Consider the following 23,550-nt stretch of genomic DNA (forward strand, 5'->3'; position numbering starts at 1 on the left):
TCATTATCCTTGGTTGGGGAGAAGCACTTCGATCTCGTCGAAGCGCTTCCAGCGATAGATGGCCCAGCTCACCAGCCAGCAGGCGGCGAACAGGCCGATGATGAAGAAGCCGAGGCTGTTGAAATGCTCGCCCAGATTGGCGGCGATCGACCAGATGCCGCCGCTGAGGCCCAGCTTGTCGCCTAGCAGCGCTGCCGCCTCGATCCCGCCGATGACGATGGCGACCAGAGCCGACACCAGCGTGATGGTGATATTATAGTAGAGCTTGCGGATCGGCTTCACGAAAGCCCATTGATAGGCGCCCATCATCAGCGCGCCGTCCGCCGTGTCGATCAGCGCCATGCCCGCCGCGAAGAGCAGGGGGAAGATGAGGACCGTCGCGATCGAAAGGCCGTTTGCCGCCTGTCCCGCCGACAAGCCCAGAATGGCGACCTCGGTCGCTGTGTCGAAGCCGAGGCCGAACAGAAAGCCCAGCGGCGCCATGTGCCAGCTGCGCGTGACAAGGCGGAACAGGGGCCGGAAGATACGCGCCAGGAAACCGCGGTTTCCCAGCAATATGTCCATATCCTCATCGATATAAGCACCGCCGCAGCGAACATGATTGAAGGTCTTCAGCACCGACCGCAGGATCATCAGGTTCATCGCCGCGATCGCGAACAGGAAGGTGGCCGAAACCACCGTCGCGATCGTCCCGCCGATTTCGCCCACTTGCTCGACCCGGCTCAGCGCACTCGCCGCCAGCGCGATCACCACGGCGGCGATCAGCACGATGCCGCTATGGCCGATCGCGAACCAGAGGCCGACGGTCAGCGGCCGCTGCCCTTCCTGCATCAGCTTGCGCGTCACATTGTCGATCGCTGCGATATGATCGGCATCGACCGCATGCCGCAGCCCCAGGCTCCAGGCGAGCAGGGCAGTGCCCAGCATCATCGTCTCGCCCGCAAAGATCAGCAGCGCCCACAGCCACAGGGCGAGGTTCACGCCTATCAGCGCTGCGAACATGCCGGTGGCGCGGCGTCGAAGTGCCGGAACATCTGTTTCCATCGGAGACCCGTCTCCCGTCCGGCGTCAGCGAAACTGGACGGGCTCCTCCGCTAACGCGGCCGGCATGATGCGCCGGACGGACACCTGTTGGCGTCCGGCACGCATGCCGGTGCGGACCCCGCCGCACGCGTCGCTCAGACGGAAAACCGTGCCCCGGCCATCCCCTGGACCAAAGCAAGAGCGACCAGACGCTGGCAGGTCTCCTGGCTTGCGGGTCATCGCTCGACACATGGCCTTCCCGGGCCTCGCAGGATTTAGCGTCCGGCCCAGTGGCTGCCCCCCGATTGTCACGGAAGGTCGATATATGTCTCGCTCACCGCTTACAGTTGCAGGGACAGCCGCGGATTGGGACGCTTGGGACGTCCGCACCGCATTCCCTTTTAAGCCTCTATTGAGGCACCGGCGCGATCAGTCGCCGTGCATAGAGGCTACGCGTGAGGATGGGAAGCCCATGACGCGCAATTCGCATGAAAACTGGGAAGGGGCCGGGCGCTCCCATGCCGAGAGAATGCAGCCTGTCACCAAAAAGAAACATCGCTGTCATTCAAGAGTCATATAAATGACATAGCCGCCGCTGCACTCAGACAGGAGGAGACAGGGCGGTGAAAGGTCTAAAGGCGGGTGGCGCGGCAATGATGGTGAGCTTGCTTGCCTTGACGCCGGAGGTGGCGCAGGCGCAGAGCAATGAGGCATTGCAGCGCCAGATCGACGAACTCAAGGCGCAGGTACAGGCCCTCACCAACGCGCTGACCGCCAGCAAAGGCGTCGGGCCTGTCGCCGCCGCTCCCACCTCCGCCACGCCCGCGGCTCCCGCGCCTGCCCTGGCCGCCGCGCCTGCGCAGCCGGCTGCTACGGCCGCTTCTGCGCCCTCGCCGAAATCCAAGGCATGGTATGATCGGCTGTCGCTGCGCGGTTACACCCAGATGCGGTACAATGCCTTTTTGTCGGGCGACGACACGGCCCCGGCCGGGCAGTCTCGCCTGCGGTCCGTTCATGACAGTTCGATTTCGGATCGCGGCAGCTTTTCGCTGCGCCGCGCGCGCCTGGTGCTTCAGGGCGACATTTCCGACCGCGTTTCGCTCTATCTGCAGTCAGATTTTGCCACGGCTGTGAACAACCAGGCGGGCAGCGAACGCCGCGAAGGCTTCGTTCAATTGCGCGATGCCTATGCCGATGTCTTCCTCGACAAGGCAAAGACCTTTCGCGTCCGGTTCGGGCAGTCAAAGGTGCCCTATGGCTGGGAGAATATGCAGTCGTCTTCCAACCGGCTGACGCTCGACCGCAGCGACGCGATCAACAGCGCAGTTCCCAGTGAGCGCGACCTTGGCATCGTCGGCTATTATACGCCGCCTTCTGTCCAGAAAATCTGGGATCGGCTGGGGCATGACGGGCAAAAGCTGTTCGGTAATTATGGCGCTTTTGGCGTGGGCGTGTTCAATGGTCAGGGCACCAACCGAACGGAACAGAATAGGGGGCTGATGAAGGTCGCCTTCGCCACTTGGCCCTTCGAACTGGACGGTCTTGGCGAGACCTTCGCGGGCCAAGTGTTCGAAATCGGCGGATCGGCAATGATGAACGATGTTCAGCCTGAGCTGCGCAGCGGATCGGTCAGTGCAATCGCCTATGACGATGACCGGGTCGGCATCCACGCCATGCTCTATCCGCAGCCCTTCGGCATTCAGGCCGAATGGAATTGGGGCAAGGGGCCGGAATTTGACCGCGTCAGCCAATCGATCGAAACGAAGAAGCTGCGCGGCGGCTATGTCCAGGCGATGTACCGCCTGCCCACGGACTCGATCGGTACGCTGATCCCCTACGCCCGCTGGCAACATTATCGCGGCGGTTGGAAGGCATCGACCAATGCCCCGCGCCTGGAGACCGACGAATTCGAACTCGGCATCGAATGGCAGCCGTGGAAGGCGCTGGAATTCACGCTGGCCTACGCCCGGATGAAGCGGGCCGAAGCGGATGAACGCCGCGTCGGACGCGCGGAAGGCGATCTCATCCGTACGCAGGTGCAATGGAATTATTGAACCACAAGATTAAACATTCCCCGTTCGTTGCGAGAGAAGTCGAGAAACAGGTGCCGCATAAAGGGCTCGACACGAACGGGATGGGTGAACACGGGCGGAGCATTGCGCCCTTCGCTCCGTCACCTTAGATCATCTCCATGATCGAGGGAAAGCCCGCCATGTCCGCCGCCTCATCCCTGACGGGCGAACCTTCATTCTCCTTCACTCAGTTCAGCCGCGATGGCGCCGCCGCCACGGTCGCGCGCGAGCTTGCCGAGGAAGCGCCGGTAGCCATAGAGTTTAACGGCGTCGGCTATGCCGTTCTGATGGCCACCCCCGCCGACATAGCCGAACTGGTGCAAGGATTTGCCCTCGCCGAACGTCTGGTGAGCGCCGAAGACGCCCCGTTGGCCGTCGATATCCACACCACTGCGGATGGCGTCATCGCCCGCGCCACCCTCCCGCCCGATCGTGTCGAGGGTCTGCTCGGCCGGGTCCGCCATCGCGTGTCGGATTCCTCCTGTGGCTTATGCGGCGTTGAAAATCTGGAGCAGGCGATCCGCCCGCTTCCGTTTGTCACCTGCCGCTCGAAAGCAAGCCGCGATGCGATTTTCCGGGCGCTGGAGCAGTTGCACGAACATCAACCGCTCAACGCGCGCACCGGCGCCACCCACGGCGCGGCGCTGGTCGATGCCGATGGCGTGATCCGCGCGGCCTTTGAAGATGTCGGCCGCCACAACGCCTTTGACAAGCTGATCGGGGCGATGCGGCGGCAGGACCTCTCCTGGGACGGCGGCTTTGCGCTGCTGTCCTCGCGCTGCTCCTATGAACTGGTGGAAAAGGCAGTGCTGGCCAACTGCCCGTTGCTCGTCACCATTTCGGCCCCGACCCGCCTTGCCGCCGATCGCGCGCAAAGCGCGGGCCTGCCGCTGGTGGTGCTGGCGCGGTCCGACGCGATGCTGGCGACCGTCACTCTCGAATGATCAGCGCCCCGTAAGCGGGCAAGGTCCCGATCGCCGCGCCATTCACCGCCGCTACGATCTCGCCCTTCGGCGCAAACTCATTTGGCCAGACTGCCGCCTCCGCCGACAGGTTGAACACGCATAGCAGCGCGTTCCCATCCGCATCCCGGCGAAACACAAGCCTGTTCTCATCCGCGAGCAGCAATTCCATGCCGCCATGGCGCAACGCTCCATTTTCCTTGCGCAGCGCCAGCATCACGCGGGTGAAGTTCAGCAGCGAGTCCGGATCTTCCTCTTGCGCATCCACGGCACGCGCCAGATTCTCTTCCCCCAGCGGCAACCAGGGTGTCGCCGTGCTGAACCCCGCTTCGCTTGCGCTCGCTTCCCACGGCAACGGCGTGCGCGCCCCGTCGCGTGAAAGGGTCAACGGCCAATTGGCGATAGCCTCCGGGTCCTGCAGCCGCTCGAAGGGGATATCGACCTGCGTGATCCCCAGTTCCTCCCCCTGATAGAGGATCGCATTGCCGCGCAGCGCGACCAGAAGCGCCATCTTCTGCCGCGCGAACGCCGACCGGTCCTCCATCGCGCACCAACGCGACAGGGCGCGTGGCGCATCATGATTTTCGAACGCCCAACTCGGCCATCCCATGCCCGGCTTATCAGGCCAGCGCGCGACGGTTTCGGCGACCAGCGCTGGGGTCAGCGCCGCAGCATAAAGGAAATCAAATCCATAGGCGCTGTTCAGCCGCTTTTCTCCGGCCGTATAAGCTTTCATCTCTTCCTCGGCGCGGTTGCCGCCGACTTCGGCCATGGTGAAAATCGCCCCATAACGGTCGGTGAGCGCCCGGATGCGCTCGACAAAGCCCAACATATCGGGATGCGATTGGCTGTAGCGGCGAATCTGATAGTCGAACGGCCGGGTGCGCGGCTTGCCATCGTCCGGTGCAGGCGGATTGTCGCGCAGCATAGGGTCGTGCATCGCATGATTGAGCGCGTCGAGCCGGAAGCCGTCCACGCCCCGCTCCAGCCAAAAACGCATGGCGTCCAGCAGCGCATCCTGCACCTTGGGATTATGGACATTCAGTTGCGGCTGGCTGCTAAGAAACTGGTGCATATAATATTGCCCTCGGCGCGCGTCCCAGGTCCAGGCCGGGCCACCGAACACCGACTGCCAGTTGCACGGCGGCGTGCCGTCGGGCTTTGGATCGGCCCAGACATACCAGTCATGCCGGGGATTGCCCTTATTCTCCCGGCTTTCGCGAAACCAGTCATGCAGGTCCGATGTATGGGCATAGACCTGATCGATCGTGACCTTGAGGCCCAGTTCATGCGCCCGCGACACCAGCGCGTCGAAATCCTCGATCGTGCCGAATATCGGATCGACCCCGCAATAATCCGCGATGTCATAGCCAAAGTCGCGCATCGGCGACGTGAAGAAAGGCGAAATCCAGATCGCGTCGGCCCCCAACCGGGCGATATGCTCCAGCCGCCGCGTGATGCCGGGCAGATCCCCGATCCCGTCGCCATCGGAATCCTGAAAGCTGCGCGGATAGATTTGGTAGATGACGGCGCCCTTCCACCAGGGCTGGCCGGAGTCGCTCATGGGTGACGCTCCCTTGCTGCACCCGCAGCATACACATGTCCCCGCCGCCATCTACCGCTTGCGAGCAGGCCATCGCCGCTTTATCAGCAGCCCCGCGACAGGTTCCCCGTTAGGGGATCAAAAGGGAAGTCGGGTGCGATACCCGCGCTGCCCCTGCAACTGTAAGCGGTGAGCGGACCGGCCACAGCGCCATTGGGGATCAACTGTTCCCGAGAAGGCGGCCGGAAAGCACTGACCCGTGAGCCAGGAGACCTGCCTGCCGCAGTCGTTCTTCGACCGGACAGGGTGTGCCGGGCGAACGGGGTCTCCCTCGCGCAGCGACAGCCATCGCCTTTCCGGTCCGCTTGCTTGCGTGCCTGGACAAGGCTGTTCGCGGTTCAAGAAGCGGGAGGACCCTGATGACGGTCTTTCATGTGCATATGATTATGAAAGGGCGCGTCTGATGCTGCGCCCCGTACAAGATCGAGCGTCGGTGGTCGTCTGCTCCACCTGCCGCCTGTCCGCCGACCAGCGGGAGGATGCGGAAGGCCGCCGCGGCGGCGCTCTGCTGGTGGAAGCGATGCGCGATCTTCAGGCGCAGGAGTCCGCCTACGCTGCCGTCGCCGTGCAGGACATGCCCTGCCTCTTCGCCTGCCAGCGCCATTGCACCGTGCATGTGCGTGGACAGGGCAAGGTCGGCTATGTGCTGGGCGACTTCACGCCCGATGCGGATGCTGCCCGCGCCATCCTCGACTACACGCTCCGCCACGCCGCCAGTGAGGAAGGCGTCGTGCGCTATGCCGACTGGCCGCAGGGGGTGAAGGGCCACTTCATCGTCCGCACGCCTCCCGAAGGCTTTGTCTGCACATGATCCGCTTCGAGGACAGAGCCGCCTTCGACCGGGCGCTCGACCGACTGCCGGAGCCGGATGGGAGCGCCATCGAAGCCTCCGCCGCCCGCCAGGCGCAACTCACCAAGCCCGCCGGGTCGCTAGGCCGCCTGGAGGAAATCGCGCTGTTCATGGCGGGCTGGCAAGGCAGGGAGCGTCCGCGCGCCGACCGCATCCGCGCCGCCATCTTCGCGGGCAATCATGGCGTTGCAGCCCGTGGCATCAGCGCATTCCCCCCAGCAGTAACTACGCAGATGGTGGCGAATTTCCAGGCAGGAGGCGCAGCGATCAACGCGCTCGCCGCCTCCTGCGGAGCCGAGCTTTCCATCGTCCCGCTCGACCTCGACCGCCCGACCGCCGACATATGCGAAGCCCCGGCGATGAGCGAGGCGGAATGTCTCGACGCGCTCAACGCTGGCGCGGCCGCCGTGACGGCAGGCACCGATCTGCTGTTCGTTGGCGAAATGGGCATCGCCAACACCACGCCCGCCGCAGCCCTTTGCGCTCAATCCTTCGGCGGCCTCTCCCCGGACTGGATCGGCAGGGGCACCGGCGTCGATGATAACGGCTTGGCGCGAAAAGCGGATGCCGTGGCAAAGGCCCTCGCGCTCCACGGTCCCCATTGCACCAGCGCCTTCGAGACGCTCCGCCGCCTCGGCGGGCGTGAGATCGCCGCCATGGCCGGAGCAATCCTCGCCGCCCGCCACCTGAGCGTGCCCATGCTGCTGGACGGCTTCATATCCAGCGCCGCCATCGCCCCTCTCGCCCGCGACAATCCGGCCATCACCGCCCATTGCCTCGCCGCCCATAATTCGGCGGAAACAGGCCATGCCCGGCTCCTTCAGGCACTCAGGCTGAAACCGCTGCTGCAGCTCGACATGCGTCTTGGCGAAGGGAGCGGCGCTGCCGTCGCCGCACAGATCGTCCGTTCGGCGCTCGCCGCTCATGCCGGCATGGCGACCTTCGCAGAGGCCGCCGTAGCAGGCGCGCTGTGAACAGCTTTGCCCTCCACCTGATGCGCCATGGCGCGCCGCAAACGCCGGGCCTGCTGCTGGGCCATAGCGATGTGCCGCCTGATCTTGACGCCATGCAGCCCTGCCTCGAACGCGCCCGCGCCGTCGACTTCGCGCAAGTCCTCAGCTCCGACCTCGGCCGCGCCAGCAGCCCCGCGGCACTCATCGCTGCAGAGCGCGCGGTGCCTCATCACGCCGGCGCCCGCTGGCGCGAATTGCATTTCGGCGCATGGGAAGGGGCCGAGCCGGCCACGCTTCCCACGTCGGACGTGGGCCGCTTCTGGGACGCACCAGACGAAAACCCGCCACCCGGAGGAGAGCGCTGGTCCGACCTGCGTCTCCGCGTCGAAAGCGCGCTCGCTACCATCGACCAACCCACGCTGGTCCTGAGCCATGCTGGAACGATGCGCGCCGCGCTGACGCTGCTCTGCGGCTTCACTTACCGCCAGTCCTGGGCGATCGATCTGCCTTACGGCGCCCTGGTGTCCCTGCGCGTCTGGCCCGAAACGCAAAGCGCACAGATTAGCGGATTGGTCACATGAGGCGGCTGATCCTCGCCCTGCAACTGATGACCAGCCTGCCGCTCCCTCCTGTCAAGGCGGACGAGACGGATTTCGCCGCCGCCATCCGCTGGTTCCCCGCAACCGGGTTCGCCGTGGGCGCAGCAGCCGCAGCGGCAATGACGCTCGGCCTGAGCGTCGATTCTTGGGTCGCCGCCTTGTTCGCCCTGCTCGCCTGGGTCGCAGCAACAGGCGCGCTCCATCTCGACGGTCTCGGCGACATCGCCGATGGCGCAGGCGCGGTGCATGGCGACCGGGCCAGGCTCTCCGCCGTCCTCGCTGATCCCCATATCGGCAGTTTCGGCGTCGTCGCCATCATCCTCCAACTGCTGGCAAAGTTGATCCTCCTGCGGCTGTGGGCGGAACAGCTCCCCGCATGGGGCCTGATCCCGCTCGCTGTGATCGCGCGCATCGGCCCGCTGGCCTGGACGCTTTGGCTCCCACCGTTGCATGAAGGATTGGCCAGCCGCTTCCGCGAAGGCGTGAAACCCGCCCACCTCGTTGCATGGTCGGCGCTGGCGCTCGCGATATGCCCGCTCTTGCCTGCGCTGGGATCCGCCGCGCTGCTGATCCCGCTCTGGGCATGGTGGCTGCGCAGCCGTATCGGCGGTATTTCGGGCGATGGTCATGGCGCAGGGATAGAAGTAGTCGAAAGCGCGCTGCTCGCCGCTCTGGTATTCGCCCGATGACCGACGTCTTTCGCTGGCATGGCGGCCGCCTCGCGCAAGCCCGCGCCCATTATGGAGCGAGCGTTAAGCGCTGGATCGATCTTTCCACCGGCATCAATCCGCAGCCTTGGACTGGCTTCACCCATATCACACCCGATTGGCACGCTCTTCCTGATCCTGCCGCGCTCGCCGACCTGGAATCCGCCGCCGCCCGCCATTTCGGGACGGACCCAGCCCATGTCTGCGCGCTTCCAGGCAGCGAGATCGGCCTCCGCCTGCTCGGCACACTGCTTGACCGTCCCGGTTTCCACCTCATCCCTTCTTACCGCACGCATGCCGCCGCCTTTCCTAAATCTTTGCCGCTCGTCGCGCCGGAGGATGCGCCGCCCGGCACGGCATTGCTGCTCGCCAACCCCAATAATCCGGACGGCCGTCTTTTCCCCAGGGCGCATATGCAGGCGCTGCTCGCCCATCAGGAAAAGCGAGATGGCTGGCTGATAGTCGATGAAGCCTTCGCCGACTGCGTCCCCGAAGCAAGCATCGCAAATGAAGTGGCGCAGGAGAGGCGCCTGATCATCCTGCGCTCCTTCGGCAAGTTCTTCGGTCTTGCCGGTCTGCGCCTCGGCTTCTTGATCGCGCCGCCCGCGATCATAGCGGCGTGCCGTCAGATGCTCGGCGACTGGCCCCTCTCCGCCGCAGCGATCGACTTCGGCCGCGCCGCCTATCGCGACCGGGCCTGGATCGACCAGACCGTCACCACTCTGCACGGCCGTGCGATCCAGCTCCACCAACTGCTCACCCGCCACGGCTTAGAAACGCAGGGCGGTTGCCCGCTCTTTCGCCTCATAGAGACGCCGAACGCCGCCGCCTTGTTCGACACACTCGCGCGCCAGGCGATCCTGACGCGTCCGTTCGAGGATCATCCAAATTGGCTCCGCTTCGGTCTGCCCGCAGACGCCGCCGCCATGGCCCGGCTGGACGCGGCCCTTGGTTGAACTCACCGCCTTGATGCTGGACGCCGCATTAGGCTGGCCCCAGCGGCTGCACGCCCGCATCGGCCATCCGGTCGGCGCGTTTGCCCGCATCATCTGGGCCTGCGAACGCCGCTGGAACCGCCCAGGCCGCTGGCGGCGTCTAGGCGGCGTTGCTACGCTATTGCTCCTCCTCTTCACCGCTATCGTCGGCGCATGGCTTGTCGAAACCGCGATTTACCATCTGCTTGGCCGCTGGGCCTGGGCCGGTCTCGCGCTCGCAGCATGGCCCGCGCTCGCGCAACGCAGCCTCTTCGATCATGTCTTCCCCGTCATAAGAGCGCTCGAAGCAGGCAACCTCCCCGCCGCTCGCAGAGCCGTCAGCCTGATCGTCGGCCGCGACACAGCAGCCCTCGACGAAGCAGGCATTGCCCGCGCGGCCATTGAAAGCTTAGCCGAAAGCTTCTGCGACGGCGTTGTCGCGCCGCTCTTCTGGCTGTTCGTCGGCGGCCTGCCCGGCATCTGGGCCTATAAGGCGGCAAACACCGCCGACAGCCTGATCGGCCATCGGGAAGAGCCCTTCGCGGCTTTTGGCTGGGCGGCGGCGCGGTTCGACGATCTGCTCAACCTCGTTCCCGCACGCCTTTCGGCTGCCCTCCTCTGTATCGCCGGGGGCGGGGGCTGGCGCATCCTCGGCCGCGACCATGCCCGCCACGCGTCTCCCAATGCGGGTTGGCCGGAAGCCGCCATGGCAGGCGCGCTCCGCATCCGGCTCGCTGGCCCCATCCATTATGACGGCGTGTCCCACGATAAGCCCTGGATCGGCGGCGAAGGGAGGGAGGCGACGTCCGCCACCGCGCGCGCCGCGCTCGACCTCTACATCCGCGCTTGCGCTTTGCTCTGGCTAGTGACCGCCTTGATCGAAGGAGCCCGCCTATGACCGCTTTCCAACGGCTTTTCGTCCTGGGTGGTGCGCGCTCGGGAAAGAGCCGCCATGCTGAGGCGCAGTGCGAAGCCATGCCCGGCACGCTCAGCTATGTCGCCACAGCCGAGCCATTCGACGCCGAAATGACGGCGAGGATCGCCCACCACCGCGCCCACCGCAGCCCCCGCTGGCAAAGCGTGGAGGCCCCGATCGATTTGCCCGCCGCCATTCGCGGCGCCCACGGGTCCGGCGCGATCCTGGTCGATTGCCTTACCCTCTGGCTCTCCAATTTGCTGTTGGCGGAGGAGGATATCGCCCCTTGGATCAGCGCGCTTATCACCGCGATCAAGGAATGCGCCACGCCGATCGCGCTCGTCAGCAATGAAGTTGGCTTGTCCATAGTCCCAGAAAATGGGTTGGCCCGGCGGTTCAGAGACGAGGCGGGCCTGCTCAACCAACATGTCGCGGCGGCTTGTGACAAGGTGCTGTTCGTCGCGGCCGGTTTACCCATAATTCTAAAACAGCACGGGCGTTCGGCACAGACCTTTTAAAAACTGCATCATAGTATAGAGTTACCTTGCGGGCCAATGGGAGGGGACTGAACGATCATCGAAGCGGCCTTTTCCTATTCCAAATGAAGGAGGCCGGCTTCCCTGTTTGCCTGAATACACCGAATAAATTCATTGCGCGAATCGACAGGGTGATATTTGGGTGCGACCGGCTTGTCTGTGGTCGAACGGATCAATATGGGACGGCCCAATAATGCGTGGAGGGGTTTTATGGGAGCCAGCGATCATGGCAGGGACGATATGTCCCGGACCGGGGGAAATCGGAAGACCACCAGTGTCTCGACCGGATGGCGGTTCCTGGACAGGGGATATAGCAAGTGAACGCTCTTAATGCAGATTATCTGTTCGTCTTCATTTTGGCGGCTTTTGTCGGCTTTCAGCTGATCAAGAAGGTGTCGCCGCTGCTGCACTCGCCGCTGATGTCGCTGACCAATGCGATCGCGGCGGTGGTCATCGTGGGGGCGATTACGATCACGGGTGAGGAAGGCGCGACGCCGCTCGCCAAGACGTTGGGCTGTGTGGCGGTGTTCTGCGCGACCGTGAATCTGGTCAGCGGTTTCATGATCACGGACCGCATGCTCAAGATGTTCAAGCCGCGGGGGAAGTAACCGATGGACGCTTTCGTTCCTTTCGCGGCGATTGCCGCATCGACCCTGTTCATCCTCTCGCTGATGTGGATGAGCCATCCTTCAACGGCCCGGCGCGGCGTCCGCGCGGGCGAGATCGGCATGGTCATCGCCATCATCGGCGCTCTCGTCCAGCATGAGGTCGTCGATTATAATCTGATCCTCATCGCCATGGTGGCAGGCGCGGCCGCGGGTATCCCGATGGCGCTGCTCATGCCCATGACGGCCATCCCGCAGCGGACCGCGATCTCCCACGCCTTCGGCGCGCTCGCCGTCGGCCTCATCGGCGCTGCCGAATATTACAAGCATGCTCACGCCGAATATGCGGGCAGCTTCGTGCTGTGGGCGCTGATGTTCGAAATGGCGCTGGGTTTCCTGACCTGCACCGCATCGGTCATCGCTTTCGCCAAGCTGCAGGAAATCATGGGCAGCCGTCCTGTGTCCTTCCCCGGCCAGCGCATCGTCAATGGCGCGGTCGCCCTGGGCGCGCTCGTGATCGCGATCATGCTTGCGCTCGACCCGACGCAGACCTGGCTGTTCCCGGCCTTCGTCGCGCTGGCGCTGCTCTTCGGCATCCTGCTGGTCATCCCGATCGGCGGCGCGGACATGCCGACCGTCATCGCGCTTTTGAACAGCTATGCGGGTCTCGCGGCCAGCGCTATGGGCTTTGCGCTCGGCAACAAGCTGCTGATCGTCGCGGGTGCGCTTGACGGTGCGTCGGGCTTCATCCTCGCGGTCATCATGTGCAAGGCGATGAACCGCAGCTTCGCCAACGTCATGTTCGGCGGCTTTGGCAATGTCGTGGCGGGTGTTGCTGGCGGCAAGGACGATCGCGTCGTCCGCTCCGCCTCGGCCGAGGAAGCCGCGATGCAGCTGGAAAATGCCAGCACCGTCGTCATCATCCCCGGCTATGGCATGGCCGTCGCCCAGGCGCAGCACAAGGTCAGCGAACTATACCAAGCGCTCACCAAGAAGGGCGTGGACGTCAAGTTCGCCATCCATCCGGTGGCGGGCCGCATGCCCGGCCACATGAACGTGCTGCTGGCCGAAGCCAATGTGCCTTATGAGCAGCTGGTTGACCTTGACGACATCAACCCCGAACTGCCTCAGGCAGACGTCGCTGTCATCATCGGCGCGAACGACACGGTGAACCCCTCGGCGCGCGACGATCCCAAGAGCGCGATCGCGGGCATGCCGATCATCGAAGCGGACCGGGCCAAGTCGGTCTTCGTCATCAAACGCTCGATGAACGCTGGTTTCGCCGGGATCGACAATCCGATCTACTATAACAGCAACACCCAGATGCTGTTCGGCGACGCCAAGGATATGGTCGGCTCCATCGCCAAGGAACTGAGCGGCGGCAGCGGCCTCCACTAAGGCGCGCTTTCCCTCACCGGCAAAAGAAAAGCCCGCTGCCCCTTAAGCAGCGGGCTTTTTCGTGCGCGCTAAATCCGCCTCATCGGAACATGGGGAAGGGATCGGTCATCGTGGGGAGGGCGGGCGCTAAACCTCTGCCATCCGCTGCAACTGCATTCCAATCATTCCCTCCCATCTCGCGCTGCAAGGAGGCTGGGTCCCCTTTTCCATCACCCCAATACAAAGTGCCGACAATGACACTTTACCCTCCGGCAAAGTGTCATCCGCGACAAAAGCGACCAATTCGCCACGCAAGGGATTCACATTGGCCCCCACTTGTGCTTGATTCATCCCCGTTATGTTTCATGGTTCGATCAAGCCCCGTTCTCCCGGCGCTGGCGATCTCTCCGCCCTGCTGGACCGGCTTGCCCATGCGAGCACGCGACCACGCTACGCTTTCATGCTGCTGACGCTGATCGCCGAAGTCGCCCGCCCGGACGGCAGCGCCGGGCCGCTGGTGGCGAAGGATGGGACCGTGCAGCCGCTGCGCGACTGGCTGTGCGATGCGTTGACCCCCATGGGCGGGCGCGATCCGCGCCGCCTGGCGCTGGCCGCACGGCTACGCGCGGAGCTGGCGGGGCAGGGGGCGTTGCCCGCCGACCCGGACGCCGCGAGCCTCGCCGTCGAGGAACAGGTGAAGCTGCGCGTTCGCGCCTCGGGCAAGACCAATCTCAGCCGTGCCGTATCTGAAATGGTCGCAGCCGGCCTCTTGCGCCGCCACTATCAGGGCTATCGCGTCGATCATCATAATCGCGGCGCGCAGCGGCAGGCCGTTTACACGCTGACCGGCCTCGCTTGCATTTTGATCGCGCCCGCGACGCCGATCCCCGTGCCGCCTGTCGCGCCTCCACCCAATCGCCCACGCCAGGGCGAACTCAGCCTCTAGGGCCAGCCATCCCCACTGGCGTAACGCCTTTCCGCTTGGCTTTTGCCTGACAAGGGCAGACACTCCCCTTCTCGAACTAGCAGCGTCGGGTCCTGAGTCTCCGTTTTAGGGAGATGGTTATGAACAACGCGATGCCCCGCGGACCTGACAGCACTCCTTATCTGCCCAACAGCGGGAAGACGCGCGCAATGGATCAGCTCACCCCGCGTTACCGCCACCTCACGCGTCGACGGCTGCACGCCTGGCCCGACGCAACATTCCCCCTGTCACGTCAAGCATCGGACTCTGCCGCCACCAGCGCCTGCGGCCAGGGCACCACCCCGTCCGCGCATATCCGGCAGCCCGAGATTTGGTATCCCGTCCCACCCAACGCTGCAGCCGGCCAGCCGGAAGCGCCCACGCCGCTTCGCACGCCAACCGCCGCGCAGCGATGAAAGCCGCGACGTGCATCGAGGCGCAATGCGTCCCAGCCTTTCGGCGCCTGGCCGCATTGGCTCCGATCGATCGGCAAGCGGACGTAGCACTTTCCGGCGCTTTAATGCGCATGCGTAGCATCAGGCCGGGACAGGAATTGATGGCCTATGGTGCGCCCGTCTCCGGCCCCTTGATTATCCTGAGCGGTTGGGCGGTGCGCTCGCGGATCCTCGCTGACGGACGGCGGCAGATCATGAGTTTCATCTTGCCCGGCGACCTCATCGGCAACTGCCGCCAGCGCTGCCCATTATCCGTATCCAGTATAGTGGCGCTCGGCTCTTTGACGTTGTGCCCTGGACCGATTGCCATTCCGGCGCTCGACCAAGTCTATGCCGTCAGCCATGCGCTGGACGAAGCCTATCTACTGGCCCAGATCACCCGCCTTGGCCGCCTCAGCGCGGAGGAGCGGCTGATCGATCTCATGCTGGAATTATATGAGCGGCTGTCGCTCTCCGGCCTCACCGCCGATGACGGCTTTACCTGGCCGCTGACGCAAAGCGCCCTTGCCGACGCCCTCGGGCTGACACCCGTCCACGTCAACAGGACGCTGCAGCACTTGCGAGGGCGAGGTGATGTAACCCTGCGTTCGGGCCATCTGCAACTGACGGACCCGTATCAGCTGGCCAAACGGGTCGGCCATATAACAGCGCGCGTGACGGGCAGCAGCGAACTGTCATGACCAGCGCTGCCGATAGTCGGCAGACCGGCAGGAAAGGGGCCATCGCACCAAAGCGACGGCCCCATTCTCGAGAGATTTAAGCGGCCGGCTCTGCCGGAGCCGGCGCAGCCTTCGCCCGCGGCTTGCGCGGAGCCTTGTCGGCCTTCGGCGCTCCCTTCGGCGCAGCACCGCCAGCCGCATTGGCGGCAGGCTTGGCAGCAGCCTTGGGCGCTGCCTTCGCGGGCTTCGCCGCCTTCGCCTTGCTCGCCGGAGCCTTCGCGGCGCTTTGCGCAGCAGCAGGCTTCGGAGCAGCCTTCATATCCGCGTCCGCCGCCTTGGGCGCAGCAACCTTCTCTCCCGCACCGGCAGGCGCAGGCTTGCGGCCGAGGCCCAGCCGGGTAGCGACCGCGCGGCGCGCTTCGGAATAGCTTGGCGCAACCAGCGGGTAGGATTTAGGCAGATTATAGCGAGCGCGATATTCGTCGGGCGACAGGCCATGGGTCGCCAGGTGCCGCTTCAGCGTCTTGTAAGGCTTCCCATCGATCATGCTCAGAATATGTTCCGGCGACGATAGGCTTTTGCGCGCGGAAACGGCGGGCGTATAAGTCGCCGCCTGCGCTTCGGAAGCACCTGCCGCCGGATCATCAGTCAAGGCGGCGCGGGTGGTGCGGATCAGATCGGCCAGGCTTTCGCTCGGAACCGAATTGTTGGAGACAAACGCACTCAATAGCTCAACCGTGAGCGTCGTGATGTCAGGCTGCGGATTTTCAGACATTGGCGCGCTTCTCCACACAGAATAACGAGGCGGACCTTCTGCGCTCTTTGCATTCAAATGTAAATCATCTTTGCCGATGGCATTTAGCGCATATCTGTCCCTTTGAAGGACGCTTCTGATTTGTGGCGGCTGTCATGACCAGGTCGAACAGCTGATATTGATAAACTCGACTATCGACATGATGGAGCAAGATGTCGATCGAGCCGGGGCCTTGCGACTATTGTGGCGCGACTGGCGCGGCATCCGCCTTATCCTGCCGTCCTGCCTGAGAAAGCCCGCTAACAAAAAAAGGCCGGTCCCGAAGGACCGGCCAGCTGAGTTTTTAGGAGAGGATGCCTGAAAGGCAGGGGCGCCTCTGGCCCACCTCGCTTCTCCTGACAATTGTTTTGATCGGCGGCTCGATTGCGTGTCACGCAATCGTAATATTTGACGGCGCCCGCTTCCTCAAGAAAAAGGGCGGGCGGCCATTTTAGCCGTTCAGCTGGTCCTTGACCGCCTTGGCAGGCGTGAAGGTCAGCTTCTTCGAAGCGGCGATCTGGATAGCTGCGCCGGTTGAAGGATTGCGGCCTTCACGCGCCGGCTGATCCTTGACCTTGAACTTACCAAAACCGCTCAGCGAAACTTCTTCACCCTTGGCGGCGGCGCCAGCGATGGCCGCAAACACACCATCAACATATTTGCGAGCATCGGCCTTGGTCAGGCCATGTTCAGCGGCGACGGCTTCAGCGAGGTCGGTATTGTTCATGGATCGTCTCCCTTTCGTGGACGACGGGTCTTAACCTGTCTCTGCGCGCGCAACTAGGGGGGTTTTTGCCGATTAACTCATATTTTCGGCCCAGATTCGGTATATTTGAGGGCCTCCTGACCCTTTCACCGCCCTTGGCGGCTCCGATTCTCTTTTCCGAATGCCATCCTAAACCCGTTCCAGGAGGCAAGATCATAGGCCCCAAGCGGATCACATCGGCGTTGCAGGACAGCTTAGGGCCAAGGACAGGAAGCCACTGCTCGTCCTGAGTAGCCAATCTGCACGTGTTGAGATGGCGTATCGACGGCCAGGCGCGCAACGATGCGCCAAGCGTCTTCGACCCTCAGCGCTACAATCAAGTTCAGCGCCCAAACAACCGTCCACTCAGCGCACCGTCGTTCAAGACCACCCGCGCTGCATTATGCCCTGGCGCGCCGCTCACCCCGCCGCCGGGATGCGTGCCCGCACCGCACATATAAAGCCCCTTCACCGGCCCGCGATATGCCCCGTGGCCCAGCACTGGCCGCGCTGCCCACAATTGGTCCAATGTCATCGCGCCATGCATGATGTCACCCCCGGCCAGCCCGAATTTCCGTTCCAGGTCCAGCGGCGACAATATGTCCTTCGCAATGACTGATCGCGCAAAGCCGGGCGCATAGTCGTCCACCGTCGCGATCACATCATCCGCGGCCGCCTCGCGCGCCTCGTCCCAACTGCGGCCGTCAGGCAGCTCGGGCGCGAATTGCTGGCAAAAGAGGCTCGCCACATGGGCGCCCCGCGGGGCGAGGCTGTCGTCGATGATCGATGGGATCAGCATCTCGACAATCGGCTCGCGCGACCATCCCCGCGTCTTCGCATCGGTAAAGGCGCGATCCATATAGTCCATGCTGGGTGCAATGATGATCCCGGCCTGCAGATGCTCGCCATTGCCCGGCAGGCAGGAAAAGTCCGGAAGCGCCGACAGCGCGACATTCATCCGGAAACTGCCCGATGCCGCCCTGAACCCCCGGATGCGCTTCAGGAAATCGACCGGCAGATCGTTTGCCGCCATCATGCGCTCATAGAGCAGTTTCGGCCCGACATTGGCAATCACCGCGCCGCCCATAACCTCCTCGCCGCTATCCAGCCGCACGCCAACGGCGCGTCCCCCGTCGACCAGCACGCGCGCTACCGGCGCATCCACGCTGATCTCCACGCCCATGGCCTCCACCACCCGTGCCATGATCTGCGTGATGGCGCCCATGCCGCCCACGCAATGGCCCCACGCGCCCTTCTTCCCGTTCACCTGGCCAAAGACATGGTGCAGCAGCACATAGGCGCTGCCCGGCGTATCGGGCGACGCATAATTGCCGACCATCGCGTCGAAGGCGAAAGCGGCCTTCACCGCTTCGCTCTCAAACCAGCCATCCAGGAACCCGCGCGCGGATTTCAGAAACAGGTCCAGCACGTCGCGCTTCTGCTCCAGCGAAAGCGCGCCGACGCGCCGTCCCTGCGCCAGCGCCCCCATCACCATCGACAATCGATCGCCCGCATTGGGCGGAACCTTCAGCATCATGTCGCGCAAAAGGTCCGCGACCACCTCTAGCGCATCCAGATAGGCAGGCAGGGCCGCCGCATCCTGCGCGCTGAACTTGGCGAACTCAGCTTGGCTTTTCTCGAGCCCCCCGCCGACTTTCAAATAGCGTCCATCGGGCTGCGGCAGAAAATTGGCGATCGGCCGCTCGATCACCCGATAGCCATGTTGGGCCAGCCGCATGTCGGCAATAACTTTGGGGTGCAGCAGGCTAACCGTGTAGCTGGCCACCGAATTACGGAAACCGGGGTGGAACTCTTCCGTTACCGCGGCCCCGCCGACAATATGCCTTCGCTCCAGGATGCGCACCTTATATCCCGCTCGCGAAAGATAGAAGGCGCACACCAGTCCATTATGCCCACCGCCGATGATAATGGCGTCATAACGCTTGCTCATGCGGCGTTAGCTCCCCTCCTGCGTCGGGAGGGGGCGGGGGAGGGCAGGCCCGATCCATTAACCTCCGCTCGTACCCTGTTCCGCAAAAGCTCCGGAAACATCCGCTGCATCCGCGCAAAAAAATGCCGCAGTGCCACCTCTTCCTTGCTCAGCGGACCCCTTGCATAACTACGCGATCCCAACCCCGCCTGCACCCGCTCAAGCAGGGTGGTGTCCTCCGCATTCACCCGCCGGTTGATCCGCCAGTTCAGATAGCGCGCCGCCTTCATCTCGCGCCGCCCATCCGGCGCGGCATAGGCGATCTCCCGGATCAGCGTCTGCGTCGGCGATACCGGCAACCACTGCATGAAATCGATCTGATCGGGATAGATGTCGAAGGCTATGTTCGGCCAAAGCCTGATATAGGTCCAAAGCCGTTGCCGTTCGGGCGGCAGATGCGGTATTTGGGGCAGGAAATGCTGATAGGCGCGCTCGGTCGGATTGCCCGAAGGCTTCGTCCTGATCGTCCCGCTCATCCGGTCTGCATGCTCGGTTGCGTCGACCGCATAGCTCTCGCCCATCAGCCGCTTGAGCCCCGGATGCGCTACCCCGACATGCAGCGTGTCGCAATAATTTTCGCCGATGATCTTCCAGTTGACCGCCCTCGGCCGCAACGTCTCGCGCCCCAACGGCCGCAGTTGATCGAAGCGATAGGCGGCAATGTCGTCAGCATAGGGGGCCAGCATCTCCGCCACTGAAGGCCCGCCATCATCCTCCAGCCGGACGAACAGAAATCCGTGGACATGCTCTACTTCGAGGGCGCTCAGGCCAAGGCGCTCCCTGTCCAACTCGCCATAGCCCGCTCTTCCCGGCACCGCGGTCAGCTGCCCGGCATTGTCATAGGTCCAGCCATGATAGGGGCATATCAGCTTCTTCGCGCACCCCTTCGCGCCATCCATGATCCGCGCGCCCCGGTGGCGGCAGACATTGGTGAAGGCCCGAACCGCGCCATCATCGCCCCGGATCAGGATGATGTTCTCGCCGATATAATCGAAAGTCAGATAGTCTCCGGGCTCCAGCAGTTCGCTCTCATGTCCCGCGATCTGCCAGGCTGGGCGAAATATGCGGGCAATCTCTAGCGCAAAGAAGTCCGGGTCCCGATAAGTCCAGGCTGGCAGGCCCCATCCCTCCAGGTCCATCCCGATCCTCCCTTTTGCCGAACTTATACATGTGTATAACAGCTAGGGCCGTTCAGACAATTTTATTTCGCTATTTCACTCGCTACTTTGGCATACCGCCGCGCCAATCCAGCACAAACGATCAACTGAATCTGGTGGAACAGCATCACCGGCAGCAGGATCGGCCCTGCCGCACTTGCGGGAAATAGCACTCCCGCAATCGGCACCCCGGTCGCCAGGCTCTTCTTCGACCCGCAAAATTGCAGCACCACCGCATCTTCCCGCGATAGCCCCAACACCCGTCCCAACCCCCAGGTGAAGAGCAGCACCACGATCAATATCGCGATGGACAGCAGCGCCAGCAGCAGCAATTCTCCCCGCGAAACCTTGTGCCACAACCCCTCGACCACAGCGGCGCTGAAGGCGGAATAGACGATCAGCAGGATCGACCCCCGATCCACTCGCCCCAGCATCGCCCGGTGCCGCTCCACGAACCCGCCGATCCACGGCCGCGCCAGATGGCCCAGCAGGAATGGTAGCAACAGTTGCAGCACGATCCCTTCCACCGCCGACAGGGAGATCAGGCTGCCCGTCCCGCCGCCCATGTTCTTCTGCATTAGCAGCGCCACCAACAACGGCGTCAGCACGATCCCCAGCAGGTTGGAAAAGGACGCGCTCACCACCGCCGCCGCCACATTGCCCCGGGCGATCGAGGTAAAGGCGATCGACGACTGCACCGTTGAAGGCAGCAGCGTCAGGAACAGCAGTCCCGCCCGCATCGGCGTCGGGATCGCCTCCACCTGTTGCGTTGCCAAGCCGATCAGCGGGAACAGCGCGAAGGTCGTCCCCAGCGTCGCCAGGTGCAGCTTCCACGCCTTCGCCCCGCTCCAGATCGCGTCACGCGACAGCTTCGCTCCATGCAGGAAGAACAGCAGTACGATCCCTGCGTCGGCGGCAATGCCGACTATATGCGCCTCTTCACCCCGCGCGGGAAGGAAGGAGGCCAGCGCCACCATTGCAATAAGCAGCAGCAGGAAGGGATCGGCAATTTCCCGAAGACGGCTCATACGCGCGGCTGTAGGCAGTCTTGCAGGAAAAGGATAGACGCTGGCCAATGGTCAGGCCACGGAGACGATCATGAGCGATGCAATTGAACTGATAGAAGAGAGTGGCGTCCTGGAGATCCATATCGATCGTCCGGACAAGAAAAACGCCCTGACCGCCGCCATGTACCATGCCATGACCGCCGCCCTTGCCGACGCCTCAGGGCGCTCTGATATTGGCGCAGTGCTGATAACGGGCAGGGGAGGCGCCTTTTGTGCGGGCAACGACCTTAAGGATTTCACCCAAGGCCCCCAAGGCGGTGAAGCCGCCTTCGCCTTCATCCGCGCCATCGCGAGCTTCGACAAGCCGATCGTCGCCGCTGTTCAGGGCTTGGCGGTAGGTGTCGGCACGACCATGCTCTTCCATTGCGACCTTGTTTATGCGGCGCCCGACGCGCGCTTCATCATGCCCTTCGTCAACCTGGGCATCGTGCCGGAAGCGGGCTCCAGCCTGCTCGCGCCCGCCACCATGGGCCATGCGAAGGCTGCCGCTATGCTGCTCCTCGGCGAGCCGATGGACGCGGAAACGGCCGATCGCTCTGGGCTCGTCACTGCCATCGTCCCTGCCGACGCTCTGCTGGACCACGCCCGCGCAAAGGCGGCGGCTCTCATGAGCAAGCCGCCCCAGGCGCTCGCGGCCACCCGGCGCCTGCTGAAAGGCGATCCGGCCATGCTGCTTCAGAGGATCGATGAGGAAGCCAGGCTGTTCCGCGACATGCTGGGATCGCCTGAAGCGCAGGAAGCCTTCGCCGCTTTCTTCGAAAAGCGCGCTCCTGTTTTCCGCCGCGGTTGAACCGGCGCAGAGGCTCCGCCAATAAAAGATGGAAAAGGGAGAAGGCGGATGAGTGAAGAGGCCCAAGCCATGTCGGAAACCGCGCCCACGGGTAGCCGCTTCACTCTGCTGGAGCCGCTGCGCCAGCGGACCTACCGCACGATCTGGATCGCCAGCCTCTTTTCCAACTTCGGCCAACTGATCCAAGGTGTCGGCGCAGCCTGGCTGATGACGCGCCTTACTTCCTCGCCGCAGATGGTTGCGCTCGTGCAAACGGCCATCATGCTGCCGCTGATGCTGGTCGCTCTACCCGCCGGAGCGATTGCCGACATGTTCGACCGCCGCAAGGTTGCGCTCGCGGGCCTCGCCTTCGCCTGCGCCATGGCGATCTGCCTCACACTGCTGGCCTGGGCCGAACTGATCTCTCCCTGGATATTGCTCCTCTTCTGCTTCCTGATCGGCGCAGGCGTCGCGTTGTTCGCTCCCGCTTGGCAGGCGTCTATCGGCGAACAGGTCAGCGAGGAACATTTGCCTGCCGCCATAGCGCTTGGTTCGATCAGCTATAATGTAGCGCGCAGCTTTGGCCCGGCTATAGGAGGCATCATCGTCGCCGCGCTGGGGGCGATGGCGGCCTTTGCCGCCAACGCGCTCTTCTATTTGCCCTTGGTCCTGGCCTTCCTGCGATGGGAGCGCGCCCATAAGCCTTCCCGCCTGCCGCCCGAGCGGATCGACCGTGCGATCGTCTCAGGCATCCGCTATGTCGTGCACTCGCCGCCAATCCGCGTCGTTTTGATACGGACGCATGTCGTGGGTCTGGCAGGCGCCTCCGTGTCGGCATTGACGCCGCTGATCGCAAAGGATCTGCTGCAGGGGACAGCGAGCACCTATGGCCTGTTGCTGGGCGCTTATGGCGTGGGCGCGGTGCTGGGCGCGATGGGACTGGATCTGGTGCGCCAGAGGCTTCGGCTTGAGCAGGCGGCGCGTCTCCTGGCTGTCCTATTGGGCGCGATGATCATCCTTGCCGGGATCAGTACGCACGTCGTCCTGACCTGCGGCGCGTTGATGGTGGCGGGTGCGGCCTGGATGATCCTGGTTGCGCAGTTCAATGTCGCCGTCCAGATGTCCGCCCCCCGCTGGGTCACGGCCCGTGCGCTCGCCTGCTATGGTTCAGCGCTGACCGGCGGTCTTGCGATCGGCGCATGGGGCTGGGGGTCTGTCGCCGCGGCGGTCGGGACGGGGGATGCGATGGTCCTTTCCGGGACCGCAATGGCCTTGAGCGCCTTGTTGGGCTTCGCCATTCCCTTGGCTCGATCCCTGCCCGATGGACTGGAACAAAGCATATTGACCCATCAGCCACAGGTGGGTCTGGCCCTTACCCCCCGCAGCGGCCCTGTTGTTATCGAGATCGACTATCGGGTCGATAGGGACCAGGCGCGGGATTTTTACGCCGCCATCCAGAAATTGCGCAGCGCGCGGCTACGCAGCGGCGCATTTGGCTGGTCGTTAGCGCGCGACATCGCCGACCCGGAGCTATGGACCGAACATTATCACTGCCCGACATGGGGCGATTATCTTCGCCAGCGCGACCGCATGACGATCGCGGACCGCCAGATGGAGGACACCGTCAACATATTCCACAAGGGTGGCAATGAGGGGCGGGTCCGGCGGCGGCTTGAAAGGCCGACGGGCTCCGTGCGGTGGCGCGCAGACACGCCCGATCGCCGGGACGAGGCGATCGATATTTTTCTCCCCTAGATCATGGGGATAGGGGCAT

The 23,550-nt window shown here is 63.8% G+C and carries 23 protein-coding genes and 2 riboswitches; of the genes, 16 read left to right on the plus strand and 7 right to left on the minus strand.

Annotated elements, in window-relative coordinates:
- Positions 1-3 precede the first annotated feature (3 nt).
- Positions 4-1,044, minus strand: a complete 1,041-nt coding sequence (locus tag ACFO3E_RS11385) for a HoxN/HupN/NixA family nickel/cobalt transporter (protein WP_066531141.1) — start codon at positions 1,042-1,044, stop codon at positions 4-6.
- A 176-nt stretch (positions 1,045-1,220) separates the two neighbouring features.
- A riboswitch (cobalamin riboswitch) is annotated at positions 1,221-1,463 on the minus strand.
- Positions 1,464-1,676: 213 nt separating this feature from the next.
- On the opposite strand from ACFO3E_RS11385, the gene ACFO3E_RS11390 reads away from it, so the two are divergent.
- Together ACFO3E_RS11390 and fdhD are read left to right on the plus strand one after the other, a co-directional pair.
- Positions 1,677-3,077, plus strand: coding sequence for a porin (locus ACFO3E_RS11390; RefSeq protein WP_380805140.1), 1,401 nt, complete (start codon positions 1,677-1,679; stop codon positions 3,075-3,077).
- A gap of 158 nt (positions 3,078-3,235) precedes the next feature.
- On the plus strand, positions 3,236-4,039 hold the full coding sequence (gene fdhD, locus ACFO3E_RS11395; RefSeq protein WP_380805143.1) for a formate dehydrogenase accessory sulfurtransferase FdhD: 804 nt from the start codon (positions 3,236-3,238) through the stop codon (positions 4,037-4,039).
- Here the strand turns inward: fdhD and ACFO3E_RS11400 are convergent.
- Positions 4,026-5,621, minus strand: a complete 1,596-nt coding sequence (locus ACFO3E_RS11400) for an alpha-glucosidase (RefSeq protein WP_066531145.1) — start codon at positions 5,619-5,621, stop codon at positions 4,026-4,028. The two genes, fdhD and ACFO3E_RS11400, sit on opposite strands and share 14 nt — an antisense overlap.
- 82 nt (positions 5,622-5,703) lie before the next feature.
- Positions 5,704-5,895: riboswitch (cobalamin riboswitch) on the plus strand.
- A gap of 168 nt (positions 5,896-6,063) precedes the next feature.
- Between ACFO3E_RS11400 and ACFO3E_RS11405 the strand changes: the two genes are divergently transcribed.
- The 12 genes from ACFO3E_RS11405 (at position 6,064) to ACFO3E_RS11460 (ending at position 15,276) form a co-directional block, all read left to right on the plus strand.
- Positions 6,064-6,471, plus strand: a complete 408-nt coding sequence (locus ACFO3E_RS11405; protein ID WP_066531146.1) for a DUF1636 domain-containing protein — start codon at positions 6,064-6,066, stop codon at positions 6,469-6,471.
- A complete protein-coding gene (cobT, locus tag ACFO3E_RS11410; RefSeq protein ID WP_066531148.1) occupies positions 6,468-7,484 on the plus strand; it encodes a nicotinate-nucleotide--dimethylbenzimidazole phosphoribosyltransferase in 1,017 nt (338 codons plus the stop codon). The genes ACFO3E_RS11405 and cobT overlap by 4 nt, the downstream gene beginning before the upstream one ends.
- On the plus strand, positions 7,481-8,044 hold the full coding sequence (locus ACFO3E_RS11415; protein WP_066531149.1) for a histidine phosphatase family protein: 564 nt from the start codon (positions 7,481-7,483) through the stop codon (positions 8,042-8,044). The genes cobT and ACFO3E_RS11415 overlap by 4 nt, the downstream gene beginning before the upstream one ends.
- A complete protein-coding gene (locus ACFO3E_RS11420) occupies positions 8,041-8,751 on the plus strand; it encodes an adenosylcobinamide-GDP ribazoletransferase (RefSeq protein WP_066531151.1) in 711 nt (236 codons plus the stop codon). The genes ACFO3E_RS11415 and ACFO3E_RS11420 overlap by 4 nt, the downstream gene beginning before the upstream one ends.
- Entirely contained in the window at positions 8,748-9,725 is a 978-nt protein-coding gene (gene cobD, locus ACFO3E_RS11425) for a threonine-phosphate decarboxylase CobD (protein WP_380804810.1), read from the plus strand. The genes ACFO3E_RS11420 and cobD overlap by 4 nt, the downstream gene beginning before the upstream one ends.
- A 13-nt stretch (positions 9,726-9,738) precedes the next feature.
- Positions 9,739-10,641 (plus strand): adenosylcobinamide-phosphate synthase CbiB, encoded by a 903-nt coding sequence (gene cbiB, locus ACFO3E_RS11430; protein ID WP_380805145.1) that lies wholly within the window; start codon positions 9,739-9,741, stop codon positions 10,639-10,641.
- Positions 10,638-11,177 carry a bifunctional adenosylcobinamide kinase/adenosylcobinamide-phosphate guanylyltransferase gene (gene cobU, locus ACFO3E_RS11435; protein WP_066531157.1) on the plus strand — a complete coding sequence of 180 codons (540 nt, stop codon included), beginning with the start codon at positions 10,638-10,640 and terminating at the stop codon, positions 11,175-11,177. The genes cbiB and cobU overlap by 4 nt, the downstream gene beginning before the upstream one ends.
- A gap of 335 nt (positions 11,178-11,512) precedes the next feature.
- Positions 11,513-11,803 carry an NAD(P) transhydrogenase subunit alpha part 2 gene (locus ACFO3E_RS11440; RefSeq protein WP_066531158.1) on the plus strand — a complete coding sequence of 97 codons (291 nt, stop codon included), beginning with the start codon at positions 11,513-11,515 and terminating at the stop codon, positions 11,801-11,803.
- Positions 11,804-11,806: 3 nt separating this feature from the next.
- The gene (locus ACFO3E_RS11445; RefSeq protein ID WP_066531160.1) at positions 11,807-13,198 is read left to right on the plus strand and encodes an NAD(P)(+) transhydrogenase (Re/Si-specific) subunit beta; all 1,392 of its coding nucleotides are present in this window, start codon (positions 11,807-11,809) and stop codon (positions 13,196-13,198) included.
- 337 nt (positions 13,199-13,535) lie between these two features.
- Positions 13,536-14,123 (plus strand): hypothetical protein, encoded by a 588-nt coding sequence (locus tag ACFO3E_RS11450; RefSeq protein WP_066531164.1) that lies wholly within the window; start codon positions 13,536-13,538, stop codon positions 14,121-14,123.
- A 119-nt stretch (positions 14,124-14,242) separates the two neighbouring features.
- Positions 14,243-14,557: a hypothetical protein gene (locus ACFO3E_RS11455; protein WP_380804815.1), complete on the plus strand. Its 315-nt coding sequence runs from the start codon at positions 14,243-14,245 to the stop codon at positions 14,555-14,557.
- Positions 14,558-14,667: 110 nt separating this feature from the next.
- Entirely contained in the window at positions 14,668-15,276 is a 609-nt protein-coding gene (locus ACFO3E_RS11460) for a Crp/Fnr family transcriptional regulator (protein ID WP_225870627.1), read from the plus strand.
- Positions 15,277-15,352: 76 nt separating this feature from the next.
- Here the strand turns inward: ACFO3E_RS11460 and ACFO3E_RS11465 are convergent, their stop codons facing one another.
- The 5 genes from ACFO3E_RS11465 to ACFO3E_RS11485 all read right to left on the minus strand — a co-directional run bounded on the left by ACFO3E_RS11465 (position 15,353) and on the right by ACFO3E_RS11485 (position 20,968).
- Positions 15,353-16,030 carry a Ros/MucR family transcriptional regulator gene (locus ACFO3E_RS11465; RefSeq protein ID WP_066531166.1) on the minus strand — a complete coding sequence of 226 codons (678 nt, stop codon included), beginning with the start codon at positions 16,028-16,030 and terminating at the stop codon, positions 15,353-15,355.
- Between the two features lie 469 nt (positions 16,031-16,499).
- A complete protein-coding gene (locus ACFO3E_RS11470) occupies positions 16,500-16,775 on the minus strand; it encodes an HU family DNA-binding protein (protein ID WP_066531167.1) in 276 nt (91 codons plus the stop codon).
- Positions 16,776-17,136: 361 nt separating this feature from the next.
- A complete protein-coding gene (locus ACFO3E_RS11475; RefSeq protein WP_066531169.1) occupies positions 17,137-18,744 on the minus strand; it encodes a phytoene desaturase family protein in 1,608 nt (535 codons plus the stop codon).
- On the minus strand, positions 18,741-19,922 hold the full coding sequence (locus tag ACFO3E_RS11480; RefSeq protein ID WP_380804819.1) for an aromatic ring-hydroxylating oxygenase subunit alpha: 1,182 nt from the start codon (positions 19,920-19,922) through the stop codon (positions 18,741-18,743). The genes ACFO3E_RS11475 and ACFO3E_RS11480 overlap by 4 nt, the downstream gene beginning before the upstream one ends.
- A 62-nt stretch (positions 19,923-19,984) precedes the next feature.
- On the minus strand, positions 19,985-20,968 hold the full coding sequence (locus ACFO3E_RS11485) for a bile acid:sodium symporter family protein (RefSeq protein ID WP_380804822.1): 984 nt from the start codon (positions 20,966-20,968) through the stop codon (positions 19,985-19,987).
- Between the two features lie 70 nt (positions 20,969-21,038).
- Here ACFO3E_RS11485 and ACFO3E_RS11490 point away from each other — a divergent pair, with 70 nt between their 5' ends.
- Together ACFO3E_RS11490 and ACFO3E_RS11495 are read left to right on the plus strand one after the other, a co-directional pair.
- Positions 21,039-21,797 (plus strand): enoyl-CoA hydratase, encoded by a 759-nt coding sequence (locus tag ACFO3E_RS11490; protein WP_066531175.1) that lies wholly within the window; start codon positions 21,039-21,041, stop codon positions 21,795-21,797.
- A 48-nt stretch (positions 21,798-21,845) separates the two neighbouring features.
- Positions 21,846-23,531: an MFS transporter gene (locus ACFO3E_RS11495; protein WP_335676159.1), complete on the plus strand. Its 1,686-nt coding sequence runs from the start codon at positions 21,846-21,848 to the stop codon at positions 23,529-23,531.
- Positions 23,532-23,550 lie beyond the last annotated feature (19 nt).

Origin of the sequence: Sphingobium tyrosinilyticum (assembly GCF_042654265.1) — a bacterium.
Taxonomy (GTDB): Bacteria; Pseudomonadota; Alphaproteobacteria; order Sphingomonadales; family Sphingomonadaceae; genus Sphingobium; species Sphingobium tyrosinilyticum.